This window comes from Streptomyces sp. NPDC021562, from assembly GCF_040640875.1.
GTDB lineage: Bacteria > Actinomycetota > Actinomycetes > Streptomycetales > Streptomycetaceae > Streptomyces.
The window spans coordinates 43,237-68,664 of sequence record NZ_JBFACN010000016.1 but is presented as its reverse complement, the minus strand read 5'-3'; the positions used below and the strand labels follow the sequence as shown (position 1 = coordinate 68,664).

Below are 25,428 nucleotides of genomic sequence, written 5' to 3'. Positions count from 1 at the left end.
TGGGATCGAAAGGGCGGGAGGGCCGCGGCCCGAAGGCCCTGGTCATCGCAGAGGGGACGGGTCGGCGGCGATGTCGACGACGATCTTGATGTAAGCGCTGCCGTCCCCCACCGCGGTGTAGGCCGCGGGCAGGTCGTCGAGTGTGAATCTCCGCTCGTCAACGACCGGCCTGAGCCGTCCGGAGTCGACGAGCTCGGCCGTGCGTCGCAGGAAAGCGCCGTGCGCGGCACGACGTCGCCCGGATGTCAGCGGAAGCAGCACGTACACCGGGTGCAGGGTGAGGAACCGGAGTGACGCCTCCTGTAGGCACGGCCGGCCGAAGGCCGCGCAGCTGGCGACGTCACCGTGCTGCCTGGCGAGGAGGAAGGACTGCTCCAGTGCGGGACCGCCCACCGTGTCGAACACGGCATCGAAGCCTCCTTCGCTCGCGTCGCGGAGCCGGGTCATCACGTCCGTCCGGGTGTAGTCCACGGCTGTGGCCCCCCACGCTTCCACGAGCGCGGCTTTGCCGGGGGAGACGGTGGCGGTGACGTCGGCTCCCGACGCGACGGCGATCTGAGTGGCGACGTGTCCCACGCCCCCGGCGCCGGCCTGGATGAGTAGTCTGCTGCCGGCGCCGACCTGGATTGCCTGCAATGCCTCCCACGCCGTGAGGGTCACCAGAGGCAGTGCCGCCGCCTGGCGCAGCGGCAGAGTGTCGGGTGCGTGCGCGAGCAGCGCGGGGTCGGCGCTCTGGAACTGGGCGAGCGAACCCTGCTCACCCCGCACACCGCCAGTGAGGCCGAAGACGCGGTCTCCGGGCGAGAAGCTGTCCACACCGTCGCCGACTGCCTCCACGATCCCGGCGACATCGGTTCCGACGATCGCGGGAAGCGCCGGCTGCGCGTACGGCGACCGGCCCAGTCGGATGCCGTTGTCGATCGGGTTCAGGCCGGCAGCCAGAACACGGATCAGCACGCGACCCGGCTCCGGCTCAGGCCGCAGGACGTCGCGGACCGCCGGTGCATGCGCGCCGAACACGTCCAGCACCGCTGCGCGCATGCCCGTCATGAGGCGGCATCCACGTTCATGCCCGCCTCATTGAGGATGATCCGGTAGGCGGCAAGACGGCGTGCAGCCGTCAGCGGCGTCGAGTCAGCGTTGCTCGGGTCGGTGCCGGCGAAACGTTCGAGCAGGTCGGGGACATCGTCTCCGTCACGGTCCGCGGTAGCCCTGACCGCTTCAGGCATCGCCTCGTACTGCGAGATGTTCCTGCGGTCGATGACTCTTTGCACGGTGACGAACCAGGAGCTGAGCAGTTCCTGGGACTGTGTGGAGAACGACTCGGGGTCGCCCGGATCGCTGCCGAACATCAGCTCGACTCCGTTCGGGTACCCGTCGCCGTCGCTGTCCTTCTCGAGCAGGGGCTCGTAGGTGCTGGCTGCCTCGCGCTGCTCCTGAGACGGATCGAAGATGTCGTCGGATCCCGGCGCGATCGTCTCGAACAGGTCCTCGCGCCAGTCCTCACCGAAGCCATTGAACTCGAACGCGTTCTCGTCCGGGTCGACCGAGTGGCACATCATGCAGTTCCCCCGGAAGGCGGACAGCCCCCATGGGTCATTCAGGGCCTGCTGAGGAAAGGTCGATCCACCGCCTCCCTCCTCGGTCTCTCCGCTCGGCGGGCGACCGCCGCCCTGAGTGCCCCCGGCAGCGGAACCGGCGACGGCCTCCGCACTCCCACGAGAAGGAGCCAAGATCGTTTTCGCCACGGTGAAGACCGACCCGGCCATCAAGAGTCCGGCGCAGATCACCGCCCACATCCCGATCACTCGGCGTCGACGCCGGCGCTCCTTAACACTCACGCCCCAGCCCCCGCTGCGAAGCGCGCGTGATGGTCAGCTTGGACGCCCGCCCCCCGCGCGACCTCACGCCGGCAGACCCCGGTGATCTGGGTTGGGCGGGCCGGGGTGCTCCTGCCGTCGGCGGGTGCAGCACCACGGGTGTGTGCCAGTACGGCGCGAGGAGGAGTGAGGACCTCGCAGTCGTGGATCAGCATGCGTCCATGCTGGGCGATGCCGGCGCGTCCTGGAGCAGTGAAGGTGGTACCGCCGCACACAGGTAGCCGTTCGGTTCCTGCCCTGCGGCCGGCTGCCTGAGCCGGTGTGAGGGGCCAGGTATGGCGTGCTTCAGAAGCCCTGGGGGAGTCGCGGGGTGTAGGCAGCCTCGAGCCGGTCGACCTCGTCCGGTCGCAGCTCAAGGCCGGCTGCGGCGATCGCATCGTCGATGTGGCCTTGCCGGGTCGCTCCCACGATCGGTGCGGATACGGCGGGCTTGGCCAGCACCCACGCCAACGCCACCTGAGCCATCGACACGCCCCGCTCCTCGGCGAGTGCCTGAACTGCTGAGACGATCCGCTCGTCCGCATCCTCCTGACCCTGGTAGAGCCCCTTGCCGAACTCATCGGTCGACTGCCGTGTGCCGGACCCGGGCGCACCCCACGGGCGAGCGAGTCGGCCCCGGGCGAGCGGACTCCATGGAAGGACACCGACACCGGTCGCGGCCGCGAACGGGTGCATCTCGCGCTCCTCCTCCCGCTGCAGCAGGTTGTACTGGTCCTGCATGGACACGAACTTCGTCTGGTGCTGCCGCTCCGCAGCGTGCTGCATCAACGCGAACTGCCACGTCCACATGCTCGACGCGCCGATGTACCGGGCCTTCCCGGCCTTCACGACGTCGTGAAGCGCTTCCATCGTCTCCTCGACCGGGGTGAGCGGATCGAAGCGGTGAATCTGGTACAGATCCACGTAGTCGACTCCCAGCCGCGTCAGAGAGGCGTCGATCTCCGTCATGATGGCGGCGCGGGACAGCCCGGCGCCGTTGCGCCCCGGACGCATGCGGCCATGAACCTTGGTGAAGATCTGCACCTCTTCGCGCGCTCCCAGCTCCTTCAGGAGAATGCCGGTGATCTCTTCGCTGGTGCCGTCGGAGTAGACGTTGGCGGTGTCGAAGGCCGTGATCCCCGCCTCGAAGGCCCTACGCACGAGCGGGCGGGCTTCGTCGATGTCCACGGTCCACTCGTGCAACCCGCTGGCCGGCCTGCCGTAGCTCATCATCCCGAGCACGATCCGGCTGATCTCCAGGCCAGTGGCTCCCAGCCGTACTGTCTGCATCAAAAGCTCCTCACATGTGTCCGCCACGACGGCGAAACCGCAGACCACCGTACGGCCACATCCAGGGCCGCCCTGCGGGCCAGGTGTGGTGCATACCAACAGCCTCGGACGCTCTTGCCCTCGAGAGCCTGAGCATGGGACCTCGCACAGCAGGCGGTGCAGCTTCATCAACATCCCGTTGGTGCCGCATCACCATCACAGGACGCCGACCGGACGCCCCCGCACAGCGGCTGTCCGAGGTGTGGAACAGCCGTTGCTCCCCGCCGCGAGCGAGCGGGCCGATGAACTGCCCTTACGATCGGTGCTGTGCCCGACCCATCCAGTTCAGCGCAGGAACTGGCGGCGTTCCTGCGCTCGCGCCGTGCGCAGGTCTCCCCTGAGCAGGTCGGTCTGCCGCGAGGCGAGGGCCGCCGTACCAAGGGGCTGCGACGCTCGGAGGTAGCGGCCCTGGCCGGCGTGAGCGTCGGCTGGTACACGTGGCTGGAGCAGGCACGGGCACGCCCGACCACGGCCGTACTGTCCGCCCTGGCGGGAGCGCTTCAGCTCGCCGACAACGAGCGGCGCTACCTGCTGTCCTTTGCCGATGCGTCAACGCCTCCCGAGCGCCGCCCGCTACAGCGTCCCGTGGCGTCCGTCGAGCTCTTGGCGCTGGTGCACACGATGATGCCGAACCCCGCATTCATCCTCGACGAGAACTGGGACTTCCTCGCCTGGAACGACGCCTACACGGCTTTGACGATGAACCTCGCGGACCTGCCCGCGCAGCACCGGAATTTTCTCTGGCTGTTGCTGCGGTGGCCGGAGTACCGGCGACGCAATGTCGAATGGGAACGGGAGGCGCGGAGCGTCGTCGGCCAGTTCCGCACCTCGTACCACCACAACCGCAGGTACGACCCCCGAGCCGATGAGGTCGCGTCGATGATCCTTGAGGACGAGAACGCGGCGCACCTGTGGCAGAAGTTCCACGTGCAGGAGTACGCGCCCGGCGTCATCACCTTCCTCCAGCCGGACGGAAGCGCTCAGCGCTACCGCCACGTCAAGATGCAGACCCTGGACGTCCAGCGGCTACGCGTCGTGGTCTATCTCGCGCTCTGAGCTCGCGCGAAGGAGCCGGGCGGTCTTCAACCGAAACCGACCGCGCCACGCGCAGACGGCAGCGTCGTCCCCGGGCAGAACCCCGCCTTGAGCGAGGCGCTCGCTGAGAAGGTCGCCGATCTGCTGAACGCATGACCCTCCGGCACCCCCTCCGTCCGACGCCGAGCGCGGCCCGGTAGCGGGAGGCGCCCAGTCGTGTCGAGGTCGCGGCTCAGCTCGTGGCGCGGCGCGCTCGTCGCTCCCGTGTTCCGTTGGCCCGACCGAGTTGTTTCGCGAGCTCGGCCGAGGTGGACGCGTCGGGTGTGGTCGCGGCGGCGGCCCGCCACAGCAGATCTCGCAGGGTCTCCTGCTCCGCTGCGCTCAACCCGCGCAACGTGTGCTGCTCGCTCTGCGCCAGCCGATCGTTGATCTTGTCGAGCATGCGCGCCCCCTTGGCCGTGATGGCGATCCGTCGAGCGCGCCGATCGTTCGGGTCGGGGGTGCGCTCGACCAACTTCTCACGTTCGAGGTCGTCGACGAGGTACGTGAACACGGTGCGGTCGATGCCCAGTTGATAGGCGCACGCCGCCTGGGTGGGTGGCGCCTGGTGCGAGCAGACCCCGAGCACCAGATAACCGCGCGACCCGCCCGGCAGGTCGGTGAAGGCGGCTTCGGACGCGTGCAGGAACGCGTGCTGGACCACGGCCAGTGAGATCCCGAACGGAGCCCGTTCCGTCTGTGTGGCCTGGGGTGCGTCCATGGCCGCGAGCGTACCAGATCCTGGTCAAGAATGCGTCTCTGCAGATGGTCGCCTTGACAACTGATCTGAAAAACAACGTATTGTTGTTGCGTACCGCTGGAACGAAGAAGGGCAACACCATGAATCTGTTGCGGGTCGACGCGAGCATCCGGTCGGAAGGATCGGTAAGCCGCCAGCTCGGCGATGCCGTCGAACAGCAGTGGCGTCAGCAGCATCCGGACGGCACGGTCACGCGCCGCGACGTCGGCAGTGCTCCGCTGCCGCCGCTGTGGCACGCCGGCGTCCCCGGCTCGCATCTCCCGCCCGAGCAGCGCACTCCTGAGCAGGCGCGGGCGGCCGCACTCGTGGACGAGCTGGTGGGAGAGCTGCTCGCCGCGGACGCGATCGTGATCGGAGCTCCGATCTACAACTGGGGCGTGCCGCAGGGTCTGAAGCAGTGGATCGACCTGATCTGCCTCGACGCACGTCCCGCCGCATCCGACGGCACGTTCCTGGCCGGTCGGCAGGCGATCGTCGTCGAGTCCAGAGGCGGTGGATACGACCCCGGTACGCCGCGCGAGGGATGGGATTTCGTCACGCCGTACCTCACCCGTCTGCTGGGCGACGCGTGGGGGCTCGAGCTGTCCTTCGCCCGGGCCGAGCTCACATCGGCCGACCAGAACCCGGCGATGGCGTTCCTGCGCGAGCAGGCGAAGGAGCAGCTCGCCGAGGCCGAGACGTCGGCCGCGTCCCACGTCACCGCAGTCCTGGACCGCCTGCGGTCCGGCGCGCGGACGAATCCATCCCGCTGACCGGAAGAAGGCAACCATCATGAGCGACGTCGTGAAGATCGACGTGTGGTCCGACATCGCCTGCCCCTGGTGCTACATCGGCAAGCGCCGGCTCGAACAGGCCATCGCCCGTTTCGACGGCCGGGTCGAGATCGAGTACCACTCCTTCGAACTCGCACCGGACACCCCGGCCGACTACCCCGGGACCCAGGCCGATTTCCTCGCCGAGTACAAGCACATCCCCGTCGAACAGGCGCAGCAGATGCTGAACCAGGTCACCGACGTCGCCGCCGGCGAGGGACTGGCGTTCGACTACGACGCGCTGCGCCCCGCCAACACCGTGCTCGCCCACCAGGCCCTGCGCCTGGCCAAGGCGCACGACCTGCAGGGCGAGCTCAAGGAGCGACTGCTCAGCGCCTACTTCGAGCAGGGACGCAACCTCAACGGCCCCGAGGTGATCGCCGGGCTCGCCGCCGAGGTCGGACTCGATCGCGACGAGGTGCTGGCGGCGCTGCGCGAGGAGACCTACCTGCCCGAGGTCCACGCCGATCAGGCCCAAGCCGCCGCCTACGGGATCACCGGCGTCCCGTTCTACGTCCTGGACGGTCGGCTGGCGGTGTCGGGGGCACAGTCGCCCGAACTGTTCCTCTCGGCGCTGGAGCGGGCCACTTCCATGAGCGGGAGGCCGGCATGAGCGCGCCTTTCGAATCCATGGGCGAGGCGACCGGCGCCGTGTGCGTCGACGGTGTGTGCGCTGTACCGCGACCCGACGCGACCCCGGCCGGGCCGGAGATTGTCCCCTTCCGTGTCGAGATCACCGACGACCAGGTGGCCGACCTGCGTGACCGCCTGGCCCGCACCCGGTGGCCGGACGCCGAGACCGTCGACGACTGGTCCCAAGGCGTGCCGCTCTCCTACCTGCGGGAGGTGTGTGGGTACTGGCAGCACGACTACGACATGCAACGCGTCGCCCGGCGCCTGAACGCCGTGACGCAGTTCGTGACGACGATCGACGGACTCGACATCCACTTCATCCACGTCCGCTCGCCGCACGCGAACGCCGTACCGCTCGTGCTCACTCACGGGTGGCCGACCTCGGTTCTCGACTTCGTCGACCTCGTCGGACCGCTCACAGATCCAGTCGCCCACGGCGCCGACGCCGCCGACGCCTTCCACGTCGTCATTCCCTCGCTTCCCGGCTACGGCTTCGGCTCGAAGCCCACCGGCACGGGCTGGGGGGTCGAGCGCATCGCCGATGCCTGGGCCGAGCTGATGACCAGGCTCGGCTACGACCGGTTCGTCGCGCTCGGCGGCGACTGGGGCGCGGCGGTCTCCACCCAACTGGCCGTCCGCCACGGTGACCGCATCGCCGGGGTGACCTTGAACTTCGCGCTGCCGCCTCGCGGCGACACCGGGCAACCCACAGCCGATGAACTCGCCGAACTCGAAAGGTTCGGGCGACTGGGCGCACAGGGCACCGGCTACGCCGTACAGCAATCGACCCGCCCACAGACCGTCGGATACGGACTGGCCGACTCGCCTGCTGCCCAGTGCGCCTGGATCATCGAGAAGTTCTCCGCCTGGTCCGACGCCGACGGCGGCAACCCGGAAGCCGCGTTCTCCCGCGACGTCCTGCTCGACAACGTGATGGTCTACTGGCTCAACGCCACAGCTGTCTCCTCGGCGCGTCTGTACTGGGAGAGCTTCGGCACCACCTTCGGTGCCGCGGCCCAGGACGTCGCTATTACCGCACCGACGGCCTACACCGCCTACCCGAGCGACGTCTACGCCCCCTCGGAGCGGCTCGCGCGGATCCGCTTCGCCAACCTGCGCCACTACGCCCGCGCCCCCCGCGGCGGCCACATGCCTTCCCTCGAAGTGCCCGACCTCTTCCTCGCCGACGTCCGCGCGGGCGTCCGCGCGTTCGAACTCCGCTAGCAGCACCTCCACTCCGGCAGATCCCGTTGTTCGGGAACCACAGAAAGGACGTCAACGATGGCGCTCACCGTCGAGGACCGGCTCAACATCGACCAGCTCTACAGCACCTACGTCCGCCGCATCGACTACCACGACCCCTCGGGCTGGGCCCAGCTCTTCACCCCCGACGGCCGCTGGCAAATGTTCATGGGCGACGAGACCGAGCCCACGCTCGAAGTGCACGGACGCGACGCGATCGCCGAATTCGCCAGGAAGGACAACGAGCTGCGCAAAGGGTCGACTCGGCACTGGACGGTGAACCTCCTGGTCGACGGCGACGGGACAACCGCCACCGGTTACTGCTACGGCTACAGACTCGACGTCTCCGGCGGCCAGACCCGCATCGAGGTCTACGGCGACTACGAAGACGAACTGGTGCAGATCGACGGTGAGTGGCTGTTCGCACGCCGCATGCTGCGCGTACCTGTCGCATAGGTCGAAGCCTTCCGCCACGCTGAGGTCCACTCCCTCAAAGGCGAGTCCTATCGAATGAAGGGCCGCGAACTCGGCCGCCTCCCGACCGCCACCAGCAGCGGCTGACGAACAACAGAGGCTCAGCGATCTGCGCACCGCACGCGGTCCCCTCGCGCGTTTCCGGCGGGGGAGCCTCTGCGGATGAATTCAGGGACCAAGCCACCTGGCATGGGTCAGGACGCTGACTCAAGGTTGAAGCGACGTACTGTCGCTGGCTCGAGGCGGATGTGGCCTGGGCCGCCTAGAATTTGGTAATCGTGGGTCTTCTAGCGTCTTGTCTCGGTGCCCGTGCTGGACAGGTGCTGGATACGCGTGCATTTTCGCAGGTCAGAGCCTTATGGTGGAGTTCCGCTTCAACGTCTGACACGCCCCGGCGAAAGGCCGTCTGACCTGCGGTGGAGCGGGTCGGGCGGCCTTTGGGCTGGAGAGCGACGCAATCGCGTATGCCGAGGCAAAGGACGTGCCCTTCCGCTACACGCCCGAGGGCTACGCAGGACCGGATGATTCCGGGGTCGTCATGCGTGGGCAGCTGGTCGGGTCGGTCCTTCGATCGCGCCCGTTGTTCTTGGTGACGCGCGACGGCGCGAATACCGAATGGGACTCGATGCCCTCCGAGGAGTACCGCCTCAACGGGTCGACGGCCTGACGTGGCATGACTCATGGAGAGGGGGGAGGCCCGAATACGCCAGCCCAGCAGTCGAGGTAGCGTTCGGGCCGCCCGTTACGCACCCTGATGCCCTCGTCGTCCGTGACAGCGAGGGCATCAGTCGTCAGGCGGCTCGGACTACGGGTAACTGCGCGACCCACCTCGTCACCTCAGGCAGGTGCTTGGGCTGCAGCCCGAGGTGTGGGTCGGGCTGAACGAGGAGAGTCATCGTTCCGCGGGCGGTGCGCTCCGCCGCCCAGGCGTGGTCGAGGCTGGTGAAGTCGTCGTCGATCCAGACGGCGGGAGCCGTTGGGGTGGCTGGTGGTGATTTGGGGACGTGGCAGGTCGACGTGCGGCAGGGCCGGGAGGTCGAGAAGGGGCCCGATGAGGGTGGTGGCGTCCTGGCGCCAGCTGGTGCACCAGACGGGAGTGACCAGGCCGGTGCGGATCACGTCCATGAGAAGACCGGGTTGTCGGCGCTGCGGCCGGTGGGGACGACGTCGTGGCGGGCGTGGGTGGCCGGGGCCGAGCCCGCTGCGTCGGGGAAGGGAATGAGGACGCCGTCGATGTCGAGGAGCAGGTAGGGCGGCGCATCGGTTCCTCCGGGGGAAGCCGGGGCGAATGGCTGGTCAGAGCTTGCGGGCGCGGATCAGCAGGGTGGTAGGCCAGTGGCCCATGCGGGGGTCGTGGAACTCGTGGGCCGGGGTTGAGCCAGAAGCCCGCCTAGCTGAGGTGCCTCTCCCAGCGGTCGGTGGCGAAATCCCAGCGGCCGATGGGCAGGCGGGTTCGATCGGGAAGAGTGACGTGGTCGCGGCGGGGCCGGTCATCGCCCGAGGAGCTTCGGCCACCACGCTGCGGGTGGGGGACGGAGAAGACGAGCACGCGTCCGGGCGTGAGGCGCTGCGCGATGGCTGGCAGCAGAAGCTCAGGGGCCACGAGGCCGATGGCCCCGAAGACGGAGTAGATCGCGTCGAACTGCTCGCCGGAGGCGTGCAGGTAGTGCAGGGCGTGACCGGCGACGAAGGCGAGGTTGTTCAGCCGTCCGTAATGGGAGCGGGTGCGGCGGACCTGGAGGCCGACCAGGTCGACGCCGGTGACGTGGGCGCCGTGTCGGGTGGCGAGGTGGGCGGCGTTGTGGCCGGGGCCGCAGCCGAGTTCCAGCAGTCGCTTGCCGCGCAGGTCGGCGCCGAGGGCGTCGGCTCCGGGTCCTTGGCCGGGTCTCGTGGTCCATTCCATCCGGGCGGGTACGGAGAGGGGTTCGGCGAGTCCGGCGGCGGTGCGCTGGGCGGCGTGGGCATGCCACGGGGATGCCTGGGCGAGCACGTCAGATCTCCAGGAGGTGGAGGACGTCGGTGAGGTGGCGGCGGACGGCCTTGATGTAGGCGGGGTCGGTAGCCGGGTCGTTGATCCAGCGGACGGACTGCTCCATGAACCACTCGACGGCCCACATGCGGTGCCAGCCCAGGGCCCAGTGTTCGGCGGTGAGCCCGCCGCGCGGGGCGAGGGCGTCAGGGGTACCGCCGGCGGTGACGTACTGCTCCAGGAAGACGCGCAGGCGTACGGGGTGCGGGGGCTCGATGGTGCCGTGCCAGCTGGCGAGGTCGAGCAGGCCGGGGCCGGTAAAGGCGCGGGCGAAGTCGAGCAGTCGCCACCCGCGATCACCGATGTGGAGGCTGGTGGGGTGGAACTCGGAGTGCACCCAGCCGAACGGTTCCAGCGTCGCTCCGGCCGAGCGGGCCTCGGCGGCCTGGGCGATACGGTCGAGCGCGTCCTCGACGTCGTCGGCGTCCTGCCACCGATCGGCCTTGCGGAGCCGTTCGAGATGCTCAAGCGCCCTGGCTGGCAGCGTCCGCAGCCGGTTCTGGTCGAGGACGGGCAAGGGCGGAGCCGTACGGGTGCCGTGCAGGATCACGGCCGCGGCGACGCCGTCGAGGTCGTCGGCCTCGCGGACGGACGGTCCGAGGTCCTCCATGAGCATGCCGAGCCAGCCGTCCAGGACGGCGGAGGCGTGGACCTGGGGGACGGGTACGCCGAGGGTGTGGGCCAGGCGGAGGGTCTGGTCCTCGCTGTCGAAGGGCTTCTTGGCGTACTTGAAGATGGCCGTGGAGCCGTCGGGGAAGGCCACGCGCTCGACGCCGGACATGGACCACACGCGCACCTCCTCCCGTACGGCGGTGGTCTGGCCGGTCGCGGTGAGCAGGTTGTCGAGGAGTTCGGCGCTGGGGTTCGTGGTCACAGGAGGGCTCCGGGGAGATGGTGGCGTCCGGGCGGGCGAGAGATACCGGCCCGTCCCGGAGCCTGATCGGGTGGGTTACGCGGCGGGGTTCACTCGGTGGGCGTAGACCTGCTCGATCCAGCCCGCCTTGAAGGCCGCGAGATCGTCACGGAAGTTCGCCATCGAGGCACCGTAGGGCGCGACCACGCCGCCGGACTGGTCCGGCACGGACTGGCACCCATGCACGAGCCGGCCGCCGAGCGCCGCGTGGGCCTTGATGGACTCGATCCGGCGGTGCTCGTTGAACCAGCCGCCGTGGTAGACCTCGTCGAGCATCCCGCCCATCTCGTCGTCCAGGTCGAAGACGACGGAGGTGGCGGCGGGGAAGAACCAGCACGGGCCGACGTTGGAGATGTGCCCGTCCAGCTCGACCTTGTTGAGCGCCATGAGCGTGGCCGCCTCGCGGAGCATCCGCAGGTGGTCGGCGGTGATCTGCGGCAGGCCGAGGCCGGCCAGGTGCTCCTCAGTGCTATCTGGGTGCTCTGGACAAGGACAGTCAGCCCACGGGCTACCTCTTCATGTGCCGCACGTGCGGCCGATACATGGCGTACGCGGACTTCACGTAGCCGCAGTCAGACGGCTGCTACGGCCGGGTCCAGCCGTTGGCGAACTCGCACTGGAGGTCCGTCCAGCGGCGCTGTTCGGCGGGGGTGTAGCTGGGGTAGCCGAGGCGCCCCACGCTCGTGACCCACTCAGCAGGTCGCCGATGCGTGCTCGGAACTGTTCGCGGCGGTTGACGCCGATCAGCCAGCCGGCGGTGAGACGCGAGCGCCATTCGTACCCGAGGAGGGCTTCCAGTTCCTCGTCGTCGATCGCGGCGGCGTCAGCGATCAGATGCCGGGTAAAGCGTGTGGTGTGCCACCACCGGGGTCCCAGGAACCGCGCGCCGTTCAGTACGAGATGGCGCGGGAGGCCCCCGTACGTCCTCGTCACGTAGCTCTCGACCACATGGCCGTAGCCGACTTCCTCGGGGTGCTGGGACGGCATCGGTCACCTCTCCGGGTACAGGTCGGTACGGTCGATCCAAGTGGGGGCGACGAAGATGTTGTCGCCGACGGGGGTTTCGGAGGCTTCCAGCAGGGACCAGGCGCGGGACTCCTCGACCAGGTGCTCCCAGGGCGCGGTCCAGTCGAGTTCCCAGTCCAGGCCGGTGCCGGAGATGCCGTACGTGCGGCCGGCGTCCACGCGCCAGAACTGGGAGTAGAGGATCACCTGAGCGTGGTCGGCCAGGTCGTTGATGATCTCGGTGAAGTGGGTCGAGGGCCAGCCCGGGGCGTTGTCCGCAGCGGTGGCTCGTAGGCGCGCGGTGAGCGGCGGGACGACGGGGGTGCGTGCGCCGAGTTCGGTCAGGGCCCAGCGGATGCCTTCCGGCTCGCTCCAGTCTGGTGGCGTCGCCCGTTCCAGGCAGGCGCGATAGGCGTGGCGCACGGGCTCGACCGCGCCGTCGATCTTCAGGCTCGCCAGGGCCATGGCCGCCCATTCGCGGACGGTCGGGTTGTCGCTGTCCAGCAGGCCGATGAGAGCGGGGCCGCAACGGGGATCGCCCACCTCCTCGAAGACTTCGATGGCGGTCAGCTGACCGAAGCCGCCGAGGGAAGGCAGGCCGTTGATGACGGCGGGTATGGCGTCGGCGCCGATCCAGATCAGCTCCGCGCGGGCGTCGTAGGACTCGTCGGCCTTGCCGTCGAGCTGCTGGACGAGTGTCTCGATGTGGGAGGTCATGACGCGGAGTGGTCCCGGCGCCAGAAGGTGGGCAGCCACCAGCAGAGCACCGAGTGGTCGTCGGGCCACGGGACGCGGTCCTCGGCCGCCCAGTCCTCGAAGGAGTCCCGTGCCAGATCGATGGGGCGCCAGGCGGGGTCGAGCGGCTCATCCTCGGCCGGAGGGCGGACGTACCGGCGGCCGTGCTCGTCGCAGGCGCCGAAGTCCTGGTAGTTGCGCTGGGCCTCGATCAGGGAGACCTTGTTCGCCCCGCCGGCCATGGTGGGCCAGCGGAACTGGACCCCGTCGTCCTCCCAGAAGCAGACGGGGCAGATCTCGTACGAGCCGGGCATCTCGCCCAGCACGCGGTGTCCGCAGCACGGGCAGGGGTAGGAGTCGCTCACCCGTGCAGTCTCGATGCTGGTCCCACCGGGGTGCCATGGGTTTCTCTGCCTCCAGGGTCCCGGGCATTCCGCAGGTCAAAACCCTGGAGGGGGCTCCGCCGCAGACAGTCACCAAACGCCGCGCGGGCAGGTCGCTGCACCTGTCTCCGCCTCGGCGATCTCACAGCCTGTACGAGCTGGGTCGTCGGAGACGATCGGTGCTCAGACGATGCGGATCACAGTGGCCGGTTTGATGTCCTGGGCGTCGATGAGGCGGCGGATGTCGTCTGGATCCGAGGTCCAGACGATGGCGCCGAGGGTGGCTGCCATGGTCGCGACGGTTGCGTCGACGATGTCGGAGGTGCCGGCCTTGCCGCAGAGAATGCCTGCGGTCTTGGCGGTTTCGAGGCCGACGGGTACGACGTGGCACCCGGCGAGGAATCTGCCGAGTCTGACCTGGCGGCGGGAGTCCCGCCATGCCTGGCTGACGACGACGGACGGGACGTGGATGTCGCGGCCGTCTTCGAGGGCCAGGCTGTGGCGGGCCCACATGCGTCGGTCGTCGTTGTCGATGGCGATGAGCACCCCGGCGTCGTACAGGTAGGGGATGTTCACGCGGCCGAGGCTCCCGAGCTGCTGAGGTACTCGGCGTCGGCGGCGGCCAGATCCGCGCGGGCGGCGGCGAGCTCTTCTGGAGTGAAGGCGCCGTGTTCGGCCTGCCACTCCTGGATGACGGCCCGGCCGGCCCGCAGGCGCAGCTCGCGTTCCGCTGCTCCGGCGACGAGGCGGGAGAGCGGGATGCCTTCTTCCTCGGCGGCTCCGGCCAGGGCTTCGACCAGGGATTCGTCGAGAGTGATAGTCACCTTCTTGGTAGCCATACATCAACCATAGCGTGGTATGGCCTGCAGTGCTGATGTGCTGCTCACATGCTGGCGAGCCGGAGGAAGTGAGCGCATCGGCGAGGGGGGCCTTGCCGACTTTCCCTGTGATGGACCGCGGTGCCGGCAGGGGTGGACGGTGCCGTATCGGGAGCCGGGCGGCAGCGGGAGAGGTCGTTGTGAGGGGCGGGCCGCCGAGGGGGCTGCCCGGCGCGTGCCGGTGGGCAGCCACGCAAACGGGAGTGGCGGCGCGGTGAGTGCGCTGCCGGCGGCGGCCGCCGGCGTGGCGACGGCGCCGCCGAGCAGCGCGACGGTCGGCGACCGCTGCGCGCTGCCGAGTGAGAGGTGAGGTTCCCACGCTGGTGATGAGCGGCGTCCCGAGGCCGCCGACCGCCGCCACGGCCAGGGCGACGCCCTCGTCGGCGGTCAGATGGTGCGGTGTCCTGACGACGCGCGGCGGGGACAGCCCCCGGGACCGGTTCTTCCGTCGGCAGGCGGAGGCGCAGATCGGTCCGGCGGCAGGAAGACCGGGAAAGCCGCGGCTCCTACGGTTCAGGCGTGAGCCAACACGGAGCGGAAGTGGCCGGAGTCGCCTTTCCCGGCCAGGCGATCGACCGGCGAGCGGTCGATGCGGTCCTCGACGCCAACGGGGAAACGGCGCTGGTGCGGCGGCTGTTCGGCAGGCTGGGGGTCACCCGGGCCGCCGAGATCGACTTCGCGGACACCAGGGCCGGACAGCCATGCACCTATGCCGCGGGCCTGCTCTCGGCGTGGCGCCGGTTCGGCGAGCACGCCGACCACCCGGTGACGCTGGGCCACAGCCTCGGCGAGATGACCGCGCTGGCCTACGCCGGCGCCATCGACCCCCTCGACGGCCTCGACCTGATGTTCGAGCTGGGGCTGGTCGGGCATGAGCAGGACCGCGAACGTCCCAGCAGACTCGTCGTCCTCATGGGGCTTGACCCCAGCGAGGTGGACTGGGTGTGCCGGCTGGCGATCGCCGACACCGGCGGCGTGCTCGAACCGTCCGGGTTCAACGGGCCCGCCCAGACGATCCTGTGCGGGGACGCCAAGGCCGCGCAACTGGCGGGCGACCTGGCCAGGAACCGCGGCGCGGTGGTGCGGCTGCTGCCGATCCGCGGCGCCTACCACTGCTCGCTCATGGCGGAGGTGCTGCCCCGCTGGCGCTCGGCGGTGGAGCGGGTGCGGTACCGGGATCCCCGTGTCCCCGTGGTCTCCAGCGTGGACGCCCGCCGCCGGGTCACCGCGGACGGACTGGCGGATCTGCTGACCCGGTGGCTGCTGCTGCCGGTGCGGTGGAGCGACGCCGTCGCCGCGGCCGGCGAGGCCGGTGCCCGCGCGCTCTGGGACGCGGGGCCGGGGGACATCCTGCGCGACGTGGCCCGCCGGGGCTCCGCAGTTCCCTTCGTACGCCTCGAACCGCTGGAGGTGCCATGAGCGGCCCCCTGCTGCTCGCCTGGTCGGCCCGGGACGAACGGGCCGAACCGCTGCTCAGACGGAAGATACTCGGCGAACTCACCCGGCACCCGGGGCATGTCGAGCGGCTGGACCGGCTGCTGGCGGACCACCGGGATCCCGACCTCCCCGTGCGCGGGGCGGCGGTCGTCGCCGGCACGGGTCCCGCGGACGACGCCCCGGCGGCGGTCCGCGACGCGACCGTGCGGACGGCGGTCCGGCACGGGCCACCTCGGCCGGTCGCCCTGATGCTGGACGGCCACGGCGCCCAGCACCCCCGCATGGGCGCCCAACTGTACGGGCAGGAACCGGAGTTCACCCGGCGGATGGACCAGGTGTTCGCCGCCTTCGGCGCCCACGGCGACCTGCTGCGGGCCGACTGGCTGGCGGAGGACCCCGTCGTCCCCGTCGACGCCGCCGAACGCGGTCAGCCCCTGTTGTTCGCCCTGGGGCACGCGCTCGCCCGGACCGTCGAGAGCTGGGGCGTACGGCCGGCCGCGCTGGTCGGGCACAGCGTCGGCGAACTGGCCGCGGCGGCGGTCGCCGGGGTCATCGACCCGGTGGACGCCGCGTCGCTGCTGGCGGCCCGCGCCGGCGCCTACCGCGAGGCGGTACCGGGCGGGCTGCTGGCCGTGGCGGCTCCCGTCGAACGGCTGACGGAGTTCCTCGGCGGCGACGTGAGCGTGGGTGTCGTCAACGGGCCGCACCAGACCATGCTGGCCGGCACCGAGGAGGGGCTGGCCGCCGCGGCGTCCCGCCTGAAGGCCGCCGGGTACACCGCCATCAGGGCGCGGATCCCCCTGCCGTTCCACTCCCGGCTGCTCGCGCCGCTCGCCGCGACGTCGGAGGCGGCGCTGGCGAGGACGGTGCTCCGGCCGCCCGCGACCGACGTGTACTCCACGATCACCGCGCGCCGGCTGCGCCCGGAAGAGGCCACCGATCCCGCCTTCTGGGCGGCGCAGGTGTGCCGCCCCGTCCTCTTCGGGCCCGCGCTCGACGCGCTCCTGAGCGAGCGGGACGTCCTGCTGATCGAGGCGGGGCCCGGGCGCATGCTGACGAACCTGGCACGGCGGCACCCCGCGGTCGTGGAGGGCCGCAGCGCCGTCGTCGCCATGCTGCCGCAGCGCCGGGGCGGGCCGGGCGCGGACCGGCGCGCGCTGCTGGGCGCGGCGGCGGCCTGCTGGCTGGAGGGGTATCCCCTCGACTGGCGGGCGGTGTCCGTTCGAGGGGACGTCTCCCACTCCGGTAGGAGGCCGGGACCCGTCCCGCCGACGGGCGACAGCCGTGACGCGCCCGCCTAGTGTTCTTCGTGTTCCGCGGTGCACGTAACGGGTCAACTCCCTTATGGATCAGTGTACTTGAGGTCCGAGTCCGATCCGGACGACTCGCCGGATGCCCGGATCCCCCTTCCGCACCACTCGTCCCGTCACCACTCGTCCCGTCATCACTCGTCTCAGGAGGAGACATGCAGCGCTATGCCGTCACGTTCCGGGTTCGCCCCGGTACGGAGGAGGACGTCGCCAACCTGCTGGCCAGTTACGACCCGCCGAACCCGGAGATCGACGCCGAGACCCGGCTGCTGAGCACCTCGGTGTTCATGAAGGACCAGCAGATCGTGCGGATGATCGAGTTCGAGGGTGACTTCCGCAAGGTGATGGCCCACCTCTCGCAGGACCCCAGCATCCAGTACGTGGAACAGGAGCTGGACAAGTACCTGGTCGAGGAGGACCGGCGGGACATGTCCAACCCGCAGGGCGCCAAGGAGTTCTTCGCCCGCGCCATGATGCGCACGGTCACCACCCGCGTCCCCGAGGGCTACGGCGCGGTGAAGCCGGCATGAGCGACGCACGCGTGTTCCTGGTGACCGGCCCCACCGGCGACATGGGCGGGGCGGTGACGGCGCGGCTGGCCGCCTCCGGTCACCGGCTGATGCTGGCCGCCCGCAACGAGGCCCGCCTGAAGGAGATCGCCGAGTCCGTCGACGCCGCCGACCGGATCGCCACCGTCGTGGCCGACACGACGGAGCCGCTGCGGGCCCGGCAGGCCGTCTCGGAGACGATCGACCGGTTCGGCCGCGTCGACGGGCTGATCCATCTCGTCGGCGGGTTCCACATCGGCCCCGTCATGCTCACCGACCTCGACGCCTACCAGCGCATGTACCGGGCCAACGTGCTGTCCGCGGTGGCGGCCACCCAGGCGGTGCTGCCCCAGCTGGAGGAGGGCGGCCACCTGATCTTCCTCAGCTCGGTGCTCGCGACCGAGCCGTTCCCCGGCTTCGGCGCGTACGCCGCCGCCAAGGCCGCGCTCCAGGCCTGGGTGAAGTCCCTGTCCCACGAGGTCAAGGGCCGGGGCGTGCACGCGCACACCGTCGTGATGACGATGGCCGACACCGAGCGGGCCCGCGAACAGCGGCCGCACATGAACTTCGAGCAGGCGACCAAGCCGTCCGCCGTCGCCGACGTCATCGACTTCCTGGTCGGCCCGGGCGCCGACGGCATGTACGGCGCGACGGTGCCGGTCCTCGGCAAGCTGGAGTTCACCACCACCCTGATGTCGGCCCCGCCCGGCGCGCCGCGGCTCGACCGGCTGTGAGCGCCGATGTTCATCGACATCCACGGCCATCTCAGCCCGCCCGGTGAGAAGGGCGGCGGTCCGCCGAGTCTGCGTGACCCGGAGGCCGTCATCGCCCGCAAACGGGCACTGGGCATCGAGCTCACCGTGATCGGCAGCCCGGTGGGGGCGGGCGTGATGCTGCCCCTGCCGGACGTCGACAACTACCGGCAGACCGCGGACCAGGTACGGGCCCACAACGAACTCATGGCCGAACTGGTCGACCGGTACCCGCAGTCCCTGCGCACCTACGCCTACCTGGACCCGACGGGCGACGAGCGCATGCTGTCCCAGGCACAGGAGCTGATGAAGGACTGGCGGTTCGTGGGCTTCGTCGTCAACTCCAGTGTCAACGACGAGTACCTGAGCTCACCGCGCGCCGAGCAGTTCTTCGCCATGGCGGGCGAACTGGCCGTGCCGGTGCTGCTGCACCCGCCGGCCCGGCCGGTCGGCGCCGCGAGCCTCGGCGACTTCGGCATGGTGGAGCACGTCGGGCGGTTCAACGACGTCACCGCCGGACTGGCCGCCCTGCTGCGCGCCGGCATACCGCAGAAGTACCCCGGCCTGGTGCTGGTGGCGGCCGCGGGCGGCGGTGCCGTCGCCCAGCTCGCCGAGAAACTCGACCTCGCCGCCGTACCGCGGGGCGGCGGCGAGCCCGAGTTCCTCCCCAGCGAGGGACTGCGCCGCATCCACGTGGACACCTCCTGCCCCAGCCCGCACAACCTCGCGGCCAACCTGGCGGTGCTCGGCCCGGACCGGGTCCTGTTCGGCACCGACGCACCGCCCCTGATGGAGGCGCTCGAACCCACGCTGCGCCTGGTGACCGAAGCCCCTCTGGCCGCCGGCGACCTGGAGCGCGTCGCGCACCGCAACGCCCTTGAGCTGTACGGCCTGCAGTCCTCGCCCACGCCGGTTTCCTGACCGGAGAACAGGAGTCGCGGAATGGACAGTGATCTGAAAGGAAAACGCGTGCTCGTCACGGGCGGCACGCGCGGCATAGGCCGCTCCATCGTGCTGGCCTTCGCCGCGCGGGGCGCCACCGTGCACACCTGCGGCCGCAGCGACGGCGCGGCGGCCGCCGCCCTGCGCACCGACCTCGGGCAGTACGGCGGCGACCATGTCGTGCATGCCGCCGACGTGGCCGACCCCGCGCAGTGCCGCGCGCTGGTCACGGCCGCCACCGAGGCGCTCGGCGGTCTCGACGTCCTCGTCAACAACGCGGGCGTCGTCAGCCACCGCACCCTCGACGAACTCGACGGGGACGAGTGGAGCCGCGTCCTCGACACCAACCTGCGCGGCACCTTCGAGGTGACCAAGGCGGCGCTGCCCGCGATGGGCGAGGGCGGTTCCGTCATCAACATCGCCTCCGCCGTCGCCATGATCGGCATGGTCGCGCGCACCCACTACACCGCGTCCAAGGCGGCGATCTACGGCTTCACCCGCTCCCTGTGCAAGGAGGCCGGACCGCGCGGCATCCGGGCCAACGTGGTGGCCCCGGGGATCATCGAGACCGACCAGGCGGCGGGGCTGACCGGAGAGGTGCGCAAGCGGTACGAGGCGCTGGCCGCCCTGGGCCGGCTGGGCACCCCGGAGGACGTCGCCGACGTGGTGGTGTTCCTCGCCGGGGAGGGCGCCCGGTTCGTCTCCGGCCAGACGATCGTCGTCGACGGAGGCATCTGATGGGCGACGCGCGTACGGTGCGCGCCGTCCTGACCATGACGGTGTCGCCGCAGGCCGCCGAAGCCTTCGAGCGGGAATGGGCGGCCGTGGCCGCCTGGATCCAGCACCAGGCGGGCTGCCTGCGCCAGACGCTGTGCCGTCGGCCGGGTCCCGAGGAGATCACCTACGTGATCACCTCCGACTGGTCCGACCGCGCCACCTACCACCGTTTCGAGACCAGCGAACGACAGGACACCGCGACCGCGGGACTGCGCGCCATGCGCACCACGGTGCGCATGGACGTCCTCGACATCGTCGAACACAAGGAGGCCTCATGAGCGTCTACGTCATGGTGTCGGCGCGTATCAAGCCCGGCACGTCGCAGGAGTTCGAGCGGGCCTTCGAGGAGGTGCGCGCCAAGGTCGGCGGCACCCCCGGCCACCTCGGCGAGCAGCTGCTGCGGCACAGCGAGGACCCCGACCGCTACACCCTGCTCGGGCACTGGGAGAGCACCGAGAAGTTCCTCGCCTGGGAGGACGCGCCGATCCACCGGGAGAACACCGTCCCGCTGCGCCCGTTCTGGGCGGGTCCCGTCGAGCGCGTGATCCACGAGATCGCCGTCGACCGCGCCGGTACCGGGGCCAGGCCGTGACATCCGCCGACAGCGGTACGACGACGGCCCCCGCCGGGCGCAGGGCCGTCGTCACCGGCGCCGCCGGGTTCATCGGCTCCCACCTGTGCGAGGCGCTGCTGGCGGCCGGCTGGCTGGTGACCGGTGTCGACCACCTGCGCGGCCACCCGGCCGAGGTGTGCGCCCGCAACCTGCGCGCACTGCGCCCCGACCCGCGGTTCGTGCTGGTGCGCGCCGATCTGGCCACCGCCGAGCTGGAGCCCCTGCTGTACGGCGCGGACACGGTGTTCCACCTGGCCGCGCGGCCCGGGGTGCGGGCCTCGTGGGGCGAGGACTTCGCCGAGTACGCCGACAGCAACGTGCTGGGCACCCACCGCCTGCTCGACGCGGCGGGCCGCGCGGGTGTCCGGCGCGCGGTGGTCTCGTCGTCCTCCAGCGTCTACGGCGGCGCGGAGGACGGTGCCACGGCGGAGTCGAGGCTGCCGGCCCCGCTGTCGCCGTACGGCGCGAGCAAGCTGATGACCGAACAGCTCGCCCTGGCCCACGCCCGCCGGCCGGGCGCGGTCACCAGCATGGTGGCCCTGCGCTATTTCACGGTGTACGGGCCCCGGCAGCGCGCGGACATGGCCATCACCCGGATGATCGAGTCCGCGTTCACGGGCCGGCCGTTCACCGTGTACGGGGACGGGCTGCAGCGCCGCGACTTCACCTTCGTGTCCGACGCGGTGCGGGCGAACCTGCTCGCCGCGGACGCGGACGCGCGGGCCGTCGCCGTCAACACCGGCAGCGGCGAGCCCGTCACCGTGCTGGAGCTCATCCGGCTGGTCGGCGAGGTGGTGGGACGGCCCGTGGTGTACGAGCACGGGCCGGCCGCCGACGGGGACGCGCGCAGCACCCACGCCGACCTGACCGCCGCGGCGAAGCTGCTCGCCTACGGGCCCACCGTCGATCTGCGCACCGGGCTGCGGCGCCAGGCCGAGTGGATGCGCTCGGCTGCCGCCGGGCCGCGCACGCTGCAGCCGGTCGGCGGGTGACGCCGTATGCTGCCCGCGCTGCGCAACCGCAACTACCGCATGTGGCTCATCGGGTTGTCCGTCGCGAACATCGGTACCTGGATGCAGCGGACGGCCCAGGACTGGCTGGTCCTCGAACTCACCGGCAAGTCCGGGACCGCGCTGGGCACGGTCACCGGCCTGCAGTTCCTGCCCATCCTGCTGGTGGGGCCGGTGGGCGGCATGCTCGCCGACCGGTTCCCCCGGCGCCGCCTGCTGCTGTGGACGCAGCTGGTGGCGGGGGTGTGCGGGGTCGCGCTGGCCGCACTGGTCCTCGGCGGGGCGGTGCGCACCTGGCACGTCTATCTGATCGCCCTGCTGCTGGGGCTCGTCAACGCGGTGTTCCAACCCACCGTGCAGGCCTTCGTGCTGGAGCTGGTGACCCGCGAGGAGGTGCCCAGTGTGGTCGGCCTGTCCGGCGGTTCCTTCCATGCCGCCAGGCTGGTCGGCCCCGGGCTGGCCGGCGCCCTGATCGCCGCCACCGGGACCGGGCCGGTGTTCCTGGTCGCCGCCGCGACGGTGCTCTCGCCCGTCACCGCGCTGCTGCGGATGGACCCGGCCGGACTGCACGAGGTCCCGGCCGAACGGGGCGGGCTGTCGATGATCGTCGACGGACTGCGCTACGCGGTGCGGGATCCGGGGATCCGGCTGGTCCTGGGCGTCACCGCGTTCGTCGGGACCCTGTCGGCGAACACCCAGATCACCAACGCCCTCATGGCGACCAAGGAGTTCGGCCGCGGGGCCCGGGAGTACGGCCTGCTGGGCTCGGTGGTGGCCGTCGGCTCGCTGGCCGGAGCGGCGCTGGCGGCGCGCCGCAGGACGGTGCCGCTGCGGTTCGTCGCGGCCAGCGCGCCCGCGTTCGCCGCGGCGAACCTGGTGTCCGGTCTCATGCCGGGCTACGCGTGGTTCGCCGTGGCGCTGGTACCGGTGGGCGTCGCGCAGCTGACCTTCATCACCGCCGCCAACTCCAGCCTGCAACTGAGGTCGGCCCCGGAGATGCGCGGGCGCGTCATGGCGCTGTTCATGATGCTCACCATGGGCACCACCACCATCGGCGCCCCACTGGTCGGCTGGCTCGCGCAGGCATGGGGGGCGCGTGCCGCGCTCGTCGGCATCAACCTCGCCGCCCTGCTGGGCGCGGCCCTCGTACTCCTGCTGCACAGGCCCGCGTTGCGGTCCCTCGGGGCCGAGGATCACAAGGACGGACACAGGGAGGTCGAGGTGGGGACGACATGAACCCCGGGACGGCGGAAGAGACAGGATGCGTGATCGCCGGGGGCGGCCCGGCCGGGGTCGTGCTCGGCTGGCTGCTGGCCCGCGCCGGCGTCGAGGTGGTCGTCCTGGAGAAGTACGCCGACTTCCGGCGCGACTTCCGCGGCGACACCGTGCACGCGTCGACCCTCCAGATCATGGACGACCTCGGCGTGGGCGCCGAGTTCCTGGCCATCCCGCACCAGCGCGAGTCGTCGGTGCTGGCGGTGACCGACGACGGCGAGATGCCCCTCGCCGACTTCTCCGACCTGCGCATCAAGTACCCCTTCATCGCCTACATGCCCCAGTGGGACCTCCTCGACTTCGTCACGTCGCAGGCCCGCCGGTACCCCTGGTTCCGTATCGAGATGAACGCGCGGGCGACCGGCCTGATCGAAGCGGACGGCCGGATCGCCGGGGTGCGCTACGTGCGGGACGGCACGGAACGCGAGCTGCGTGCCCCGCTGACGGTGGCCGCCGACGGGCGGCGCTCCGTGCTGCGCGCGGACGCGGGCCTGCCGGTACGGGAGTTCGGGACGCCGATGGACCTGCTGTGGTTCCGGCTGACCAGGAAGGACACCGATCCCGCCCGCACCTTCGCCCGGCTGAGCCGGGGCAGCATGGTGGCGATGATCCACCGGGGTGACTACTGGCAGGCCGCCTACGTCATCCCCAAGGGAACCGCGGACGCCTGGTCCGACGCCGCCGGCCTCGACCAGTTCCGCCGGCGGATCGAGACGCTGATCCCGTGGCTCGGCGGCCGTACCGCCGAGATCACCTCCTGGGACGACGTGCACGAGCTGGACGTACGGCTGGACCGGGCGGAGCGGTGGTACCGCGACGGGTTCCTCGCCATCGGCGACGCGGCTCACGCGATGTCCGTGGTCGGCGGTGTCGGCATCAACCTCGCCGTCCAGGACGCGGTCGCCGCGGCGCGCATCCTGGCCCCGGCCCTGATCACCGGCCGGGTCGACGAGCGCCTGCTCGCGCGCGTGCAGAAGCGCCGGTCGCTGCCGACCGCGCTGACCCAGCGGTTGCAGCGGACCATCCAGGACCGCTTCGTGACGCCGCTGTTGGAGGGCCGGACCGAGGGCCGGCCGCCGGCTGTGCTGCGCACGCTGTTCCGGCTCGGTCCGCTGCAGCGCGCCAAGGCCCGGATCGTCGCGGTCGGCTTCCGTCCCGAGCGGGCGACCGGCCTTCCCCAGGTGAAGGAGGTGCCCGGCGGTGGCTGACACCCGGGCCGTCGCACGGCCCGCGCGCTCCGCCCGCCTCGGCCGCATCGCCCTGCGCCAGGGGGCGCTGGTGCTGCTGCCGGTGGCGGGTGCCCTGCTGTTGCTGCTGCACGCCCGGTCCGTGGGGGCGGGCGGCGGCGTCGCGCAGCCGACCGCCGCGAGCGGACCGGATCCGATCCCCAAGCTGCTCATGGTCCTGCCGGTGATCCTGCTGGCGTGCCGGGCGTGCGCGGCGCTGTTCGCCCGGATCGGGCAGCCCCAGGTGGTCGGCGAGATCTTCGCCGGCGTACTGCTGGGCCCCTCGCTGCTGGGGCTCGTCTGGCCCGCCGCGTGCGCGTGGCTGTTCCCGCCGTACCTGGCACCGGCGCTGAACGTCCTGGCCCAGGTGGGGCTGGTGCTGTTCATGTTCCTCGTCGGGTACGAACTGGACCTCGGGCTGCTGCGCGGCCGCGGTGAGGCCCTGATGACGGTCAGTCAGGCGAGCATGGCGATCCCCTTCGCCGGCGGTGTCCTGCTCGCCACCGCGATGTACGGGACGCTGGCGCCGCCCGGCGTGCCCCTGCTGACGTTCGCCCTGTTCATCGCCGTCTCCATGAGCGTGACCGCGTTCCCGGTGCTGGCCGGTCTGCTGGTCGAACGGGGCCTGGACCGGACTCTGCTAGGGGCGATGGCGCTGGCGTGCGCGGCCCTGAACGACGTCGCGGCCTGGTGCCTGCTGGCCGTGGTCGTGGCCCTGGCGACCAGCACCTCGCTCGGCGGCGTGGCCGTCACCCTGGCGCTGCTGGTGGCCTACGTCCTGGTGATGTTCCTGTGCGTCCGGCCGCTGCTGGTCCGCCTGGTCCGTTCCGGCCTGCCGCAGGGGGTGCTGCTGCCGGTCGTGCTGTCGGCGGTGCTGCTCTCGGCCCTGGCCACGGAGGAGATCGGCGTGCACCCGATCTTCGGCGCGTTCCTCCTCGGCGTGGTGACACCGCGCGGGGAGCGGAACGTGCACCGGGCGATGACACCCGTGCGGACGTTCACCACGACGCTGCTGCTGCCGCTGTTCTTCGTCTCCACCGGGTTGCGCACCAGGCTCGGGCTGCTCGGTTCGGACCCGCGTCTGTGGGGCTGGTGCCTGCTCGCCCTCGGTGTGGCGGTGCTGGGCAAGGGCGTGGGCAGCACCGTCGCGGCACGCGCGGCCGGTGTCGACCGGCGGCACGCGTTGTCCCTCGGCGCGTTGTTGAACTGCCGGGGGCTGACCGAACTCGTCGTGCTCAGCGTCGGGTTGGACCTGGGCGTGATCGACTCGACGGTGTTCGCGATGCTCGTGGTGATGACGCTGGTGTCGACCGTGATGACGGCACCCGCGCTCAGCCTGATCGAACGGACGGTGCGGGCTCCTGACGGATCCGCGCGCGTCGCGGCCTGACCGGCCGGGGGGCCTTCGGGCC

The 25,428-nt window shown here is 70.9% G+C and carries 26 protein-coding genes and 4 pseudogenes; 17 read left to right on the top strand and 13 right to left on the bottom strand.

Annotated features, from left to right (window positions below):
• Positions 1-42: 42 nt before the first annotated feature.
• The 3 genes from AB0G52_RS24890 to AB0G52_RS24880 form a co-directional block, all read right to left on the bottom strand.
• Positions 43-1,050 (bottom strand): zinc-binding dehydrogenase, encoded by a 1,008-nt coding sequence (locus tag AB0G52_RS24890; protein WP_344405558.1) that lies wholly within the window; start codon positions 1,048-1,050, stop codon positions 43-45.
• Positions 1,047-1,799, bottom strand: coding sequence for a thrombospondin type 3 repeat-containing protein (locus AB0G52_RS24885; RefSeq protein WP_344405556.1), 753 nt, complete (start codon positions 1,797-1,799; stop codon positions 1,047-1,049). Before AB0G52_RS24885 ends, AB0G52_RS24890 begins: the two co-directional genes overlap by 4 nt.
• A 366-nt stretch (positions 1,800-2,165) precedes the next feature.
• Complete coding sequence (locus AB0G52_RS24880; RefSeq protein ID WP_132888607.1) at positions 2,166-3,149, bottom strand: aldo/keto reductase; 984 nt, start codon at positions 3,147-3,149, stop codon at positions 2,166-2,168.
• Positions 3,150-3,455: 306 nt separating this feature from the next.
• On the opposite strand from AB0G52_RS24880, the gene AB0G52_RS24875 reads away from it, so the two are divergent.
• Positions 3,456-4,244 (top strand): helix-turn-helix domain-containing protein, encoded by a 789-nt coding sequence (locus tag AB0G52_RS24875; protein WP_165939343.1) that lies wholly within the window; start codon positions 3,456-3,458, stop codon positions 4,242-4,244.
• Positions 4,245-4,455: 211 nt separating this feature from the next.
• Here the strand turns inward: AB0G52_RS24875 and AB0G52_RS24870 are convergent, their stop codons facing one another.
• The gene (locus tag AB0G52_RS24870) at positions 4,456-4,983 is read right to left on the bottom strand and encodes a MarR family winged helix-turn-helix transcriptional regulator (protein WP_132888609.1); all 528 of its coding nucleotides are present in this window, start codon (positions 4,981-4,983) and stop codon (positions 4,456-4,458) included.
• Positions 4,984-5,027: 44 nt separating this feature from the next.
• Here AB0G52_RS24870 and AB0G52_RS24865 point away from each other — a divergent pair, with 44 nt between their 5' ends.
• Genes AB0G52_RS24865 through AB0G52_RS24850 form a run of 4 tightly spaced genes read left to right on the top strand, consistent with a single transcriptional unit; the run spans position 5,028 to position 8,165 of the window.
• Positions 5,028-5,774: an NAD(P)H-dependent oxidoreductase gene (locus AB0G52_RS24865; RefSeq protein WP_132888610.1), complete on the top strand. Its 747-nt coding sequence runs from the start codon at positions 5,028-5,030 to the stop codon at positions 5,772-5,774.
• A 19-nt stretch (positions 5,775-5,793) separates the two neighbouring features.
• Positions 5,794-6,447 (top strand): DsbA family oxidoreductase, encoded by a 654-nt coding sequence (locus AB0G52_RS24860; protein WP_361338727.1) that lies wholly within the window; start codon positions 5,794-5,796, stop codon positions 6,445-6,447.
• On the top strand, positions 6,444-7,691 hold the full coding sequence (locus AB0G52_RS24855; protein WP_361338724.1) for an epoxide hydrolase family protein: 1,248 nt from the start codon (positions 6,444-6,446) through the stop codon (positions 7,689-7,691). The genes AB0G52_RS24860 and AB0G52_RS24855 overlap by 4 nt, the downstream gene beginning before the upstream one ends.
• Before the next feature lie 57 nt (positions 7,692-7,748).
• Complete coding sequence (locus AB0G52_RS24850; protein WP_132888612.1) at positions 7,749-8,165, top strand: nuclear transport factor 2 family protein; 417 nt, start codon at positions 7,749-7,751, stop codon at positions 8,163-8,165.
• An 809-nt stretch (positions 8,166-8,974) separates the two neighbouring features.
• On the opposite strand, the pseudogene AB0G52_RS24845 reads toward AB0G52_RS24850, so the two are convergent.
• From AB0G52_RS24845 to AB0G52_RS24805, 9 genes and pseudogenes are all read right to left on the bottom strand, one after another.
• Positions 8,975-9,430: pseudogene (locus AB0G52_RS24845) on the bottom strand (hypothetical protein).
• 49 nt (positions 9,431-9,479) lie between these two features.
• Positions 9,480-10,173: pseudogene (locus tag AB0G52_RS24840) on the bottom strand (class I SAM-dependent methyltransferase).
• A gap of 1 nt (position 10,174) precedes the next feature.
• Positions 10,175-11,086 (bottom strand): aminoglycoside phosphotransferase family protein, encoded by a 912-nt coding sequence (locus tag AB0G52_RS24835; RefSeq protein ID WP_361338721.1) that lies wholly within the window; start codon positions 11,084-11,086, stop codon positions 10,175-10,177.
• 75 nt (positions 11,087-11,161) lie between these two features.
• A pseudogene (locus AB0G52_RS24830) lies at positions 11,162-11,590 on the bottom strand (hypothetical protein); the annotation flags it as partial.
• 270 nt (positions 11,591-11,860) lie between these two features.
• A pseudogene (locus AB0G52_RS24825) lies at positions 11,861-12,112 on the bottom strand (DUF6000 family protein); the annotation flags it as partial.
• Between the two features lie 3 nt (positions 12,113-12,115).
• Positions 12,116-12,847 (bottom strand): HEAT repeat domain-containing protein, encoded by a 732-nt coding sequence (locus AB0G52_RS24820; protein ID WP_361338718.1) that lies wholly within the window; start codon positions 12,845-12,847, stop codon positions 12,116-12,118.
• Positions 12,844-13,230, bottom strand: a complete 387-nt coding sequence (locus AB0G52_RS24815) for a CPCC family cysteine-rich protein (protein WP_132888615.1) — start codon at positions 13,228-13,230, stop codon at positions 12,844-12,846. Before AB0G52_RS24815 ends, AB0G52_RS24820 begins: the two co-directional genes overlap by 4 nt.
• Positions 13,231-13,431: 201 nt before the next feature.
• Positions 13,432-13,824: a PIN domain-containing protein gene (locus AB0G52_RS24810; protein WP_361338715.1), complete on the bottom strand. Its 393-nt coding sequence runs from the start codon at positions 13,822-13,824 to the stop codon at positions 13,432-13,434.
• Complete coding sequence (locus tag AB0G52_RS24805) at positions 13,821-14,087, bottom strand: hypothetical protein (RefSeq protein WP_093779986.1); 267 nt, start codon at positions 14,085-14,087, stop codon at positions 13,821-13,823. Before AB0G52_RS24805 ends, AB0G52_RS24810 begins: the two co-directional genes overlap by 4 nt.
• A gap of 558 nt (positions 14,088-14,645) precedes the next feature.
• Here AB0G52_RS24805 and AB0G52_RS24800 point away from each other — a divergent pair.
• From AB0G52_RS24800 to AB0G52_RS24745, 12 genes are all read left to right on the top strand, one after another.
• Entirely contained in the window at positions 14,646-15,545 is a 900-nt protein-coding gene (locus AB0G52_RS24800) for an ACP S-malonyltransferase (protein ID WP_132888618.1), read from the top strand.
• The gene (locus AB0G52_RS24795; protein ID WP_361338711.1) at positions 15,542-16,864 is read left to right on the top strand and encodes an acyltransferase domain-containing protein; all 1,323 of its coding nucleotides are present in this window, start codon (positions 15,542-15,544) and stop codon (positions 16,862-16,864) included. The genes AB0G52_RS24800 and AB0G52_RS24795 overlap by 4 nt, the downstream gene beginning before the upstream one ends.
• A gap of 164 nt (positions 16,865-17,028) precedes the next feature.
• Positions 17,029-17,403, top strand: coding sequence for a TcmI family type II polyketide cyclase (locus AB0G52_RS24790; RefSeq protein ID WP_132888619.1), 375 nt, complete (start codon positions 17,029-17,031; stop codon positions 17,401-17,403).
• On the top strand, positions 17,400-18,155 hold the full coding sequence (locus AB0G52_RS24785) for an SDR family oxidoreductase (protein ID WP_361338708.1): 756 nt from the start codon (positions 17,400-17,402) through the stop codon (positions 18,153-18,155). The genes AB0G52_RS24790 and AB0G52_RS24785 overlap by 4 nt, the downstream gene beginning before the upstream one ends.
• A gap of 6 nt (positions 18,156-18,161) precedes the next feature.
• A complete protein-coding gene (locus tag AB0G52_RS24780; protein ID WP_361338705.1) occupies positions 18,162-19,094 on the top strand; it encodes an amidohydrolase family protein in 933 nt (310 codons plus the stop codon).
• A gap of 48 nt (positions 19,095-19,142) precedes the next feature.
• Complete coding sequence (locus tag AB0G52_RS24775; RefSeq protein ID WP_361338702.1) at positions 19,143-19,853, top strand: SDR family NAD(P)-dependent oxidoreductase; 711 nt, start codon at positions 19,143-19,145, stop codon at positions 19,851-19,853.
• On the top strand, positions 19,853-20,170 hold the full coding sequence (locus AB0G52_RS24770) for an antibiotic biosynthesis monooxygenase family protein (RefSeq protein ID WP_132888623.1): 318 nt from the start codon (positions 19,853-19,855) through the stop codon (positions 20,168-20,170). Before AB0G52_RS24775 ends, AB0G52_RS24770 begins: the two co-directional genes overlap by 1 nt.
• Positions 20,167-20,484 (top strand): antibiotic biosynthesis monooxygenase, encoded by a 318-nt coding sequence (locus AB0G52_RS24765; RefSeq protein ID WP_132888624.1) that lies wholly within the window; start codon positions 20,167-20,169, stop codon positions 20,482-20,484. The genes AB0G52_RS24770 and AB0G52_RS24765 overlap by 4 nt, the downstream gene beginning before the upstream one ends.
• Positions 20,481-21,497 (top strand): NAD-dependent epimerase/dehydratase family protein, encoded by a 1,017-nt coding sequence (locus AB0G52_RS24760; RefSeq protein WP_132888625.1) that lies wholly within the window; start codon positions 20,481-20,483, stop codon positions 21,495-21,497. The genes AB0G52_RS24765 and AB0G52_RS24760 overlap by 4 nt, the downstream gene beginning before the upstream one ends.
• Before the next feature lie 6 nt (positions 21,498-21,503).
• A complete protein-coding gene (locus tag AB0G52_RS24755) occupies positions 21,504-22,751 on the top strand; it encodes an MFS transporter (protein ID WP_132888626.1) in 1,248 nt (415 codons plus the stop codon).
• Positions 22,748-23,998 carry an FAD-dependent oxidoreductase gene (locus AB0G52_RS24750; protein WP_132888627.1) on the top strand — a complete coding sequence of 417 codons (1,251 nt, stop codon included), beginning with the start codon at positions 22,748-22,750 and terminating at the stop codon, positions 23,996-23,998. Before AB0G52_RS24755 ends, AB0G52_RS24750 begins: the two co-directional genes overlap by 4 nt.
• A complete protein-coding gene (locus AB0G52_RS24745; protein WP_361338696.1) occupies positions 23,991-25,406 on the top strand; it encodes a cation:proton antiporter in 1,416 nt (471 codons plus the stop codon). Before AB0G52_RS24750 ends, AB0G52_RS24745 begins: the two co-directional genes overlap by 8 nt.
• Positions 25,407-25,428: the final 22 nt, after the last annotated feature.

Excerpts from the sequence above, each read along its gene's own strand:
- AB0G52_RS24765 (WP_132888624.1), top strand. The coding sequence starts at position 20,167 with ATGAGCGTCTACGTCATGGTGTCGGCGCGTATCAAGCCCGGCACGTCG.
- AB0G52_RS24860 (WP_361338727.1), top strand. The coding sequence starts at position 5,794 with ATGAGCGACGTCGTGAAGATCGACGTGTGGTCCGACATCGCCTGCCCC.
- AB0G52_RS24850 (WP_132888612.1), top strand. The coding sequence starts at position 7,749 with ATGGCGCTCACCGTCGAGGACCGGCTCAACATCGACCAGCTCTACAGC.
- AB0G52_RS24890 (WP_344405558.1), bottom strand. The coding sequence starts at position 1,050 with ATGACGGGCATGCGCGCAGCGGTGCTGGACGTGTTCGGCGCGCATGCA.
- AB0G52_RS24855 (WP_361338724.1), top strand. The coding sequence starts at position 6,444 with ATGAGCGCGCCTTTCGAATCCATGGGCGAGGCGACCGGCGCCGTGTGC.
- AB0G52_RS24795 (WP_361338711.1), top strand. The coding sequence starts at position 15,542 with ATGAGCGGCCCCCTGCTGCTCGCCTGGTCGGCCCGGGACGAACGGGCC.
- AB0G52_RS24785 (WP_361338708.1), top strand. The coding sequence starts at position 17,400 with ATGAGCGACGCACGCGTGTTCCTGGTGACCGGCCCCACCGGCGACATG.
- AB0G52_RS24880 (WP_132888607.1), bottom strand. The coding sequence starts at position 3,149 with ATGCAGACAGTACGGCTGGGAGCCACTGGCCTGGAGATCAGCCGGATC.
- AB0G52_RS24820 (WP_361338718.1), bottom strand. The coding sequence starts at position 12,847 with ATGACCTCCCACATCGAGACACTCGTCCAGCAGCTCGACGGCAAGGCC.
- AB0G52_RS24870 (WP_132888609.1), bottom strand. The coding sequence starts at position 4,983 with ATGGACGCACCCCAGGCCACACAGACGGAACGGGCTCCGTTCGGGATC.
- AB0G52_RS24750 (WP_132888627.1), top strand. The coding sequence starts at position 22,748 with ATGAACCCCGGGACGGCGGAAGAGACAGGATGCGTGATCGCCGGGGGC.
- AB0G52_RS24865 (WP_132888610.1), top strand. The coding sequence starts at position 5,028 with ATGGTCGCCTTGACAACTGATCTGAAAAACAACGTATTGTTGTTGCGT.
- AB0G52_RS24790 (WP_132888619.1), top strand. The coding sequence starts at position 17,029 with ATGCAGCGCTATGCCGTCACGTTCCGGGTTCGCCCCGGTACGGAGGAG.
- AB0G52_RS24770 (WP_132888623.1), top strand. The coding sequence starts at position 19,853 with ATGGGCGACGCGCGTACGGTGCGCGCCGTCCTGACCATGACGGTGTCG.
- AB0G52_RS24885 (WP_344405556.1), bottom strand. The coding sequence starts at position 1,799 with ATGTGGGCGGTGATCTGCGCCGGACTCTTGATGGCCGGGTCGGTCTTC.
- AB0G52_RS24780 (WP_361338705.1), top strand. The coding sequence starts at position 18,162 with ATGTTCATCGACATCCACGGCCATCTCAGCCCGCCCGGTGAGAAGGGC.
- AB0G52_RS24755 (WP_132888626.1), top strand. The coding sequence starts at position 21,504 with ATGCTGCCCGCGCTGCGCAACCGCAACTACCGCATGTGGCTCATCGGG.
- AB0G52_RS24805 (WP_093779986.1), bottom strand. The coding sequence starts at position 14,087 with ATGGCTACCAAGAAGGTGACTATCACTCTCGACGAATCCCTGGTCGAA.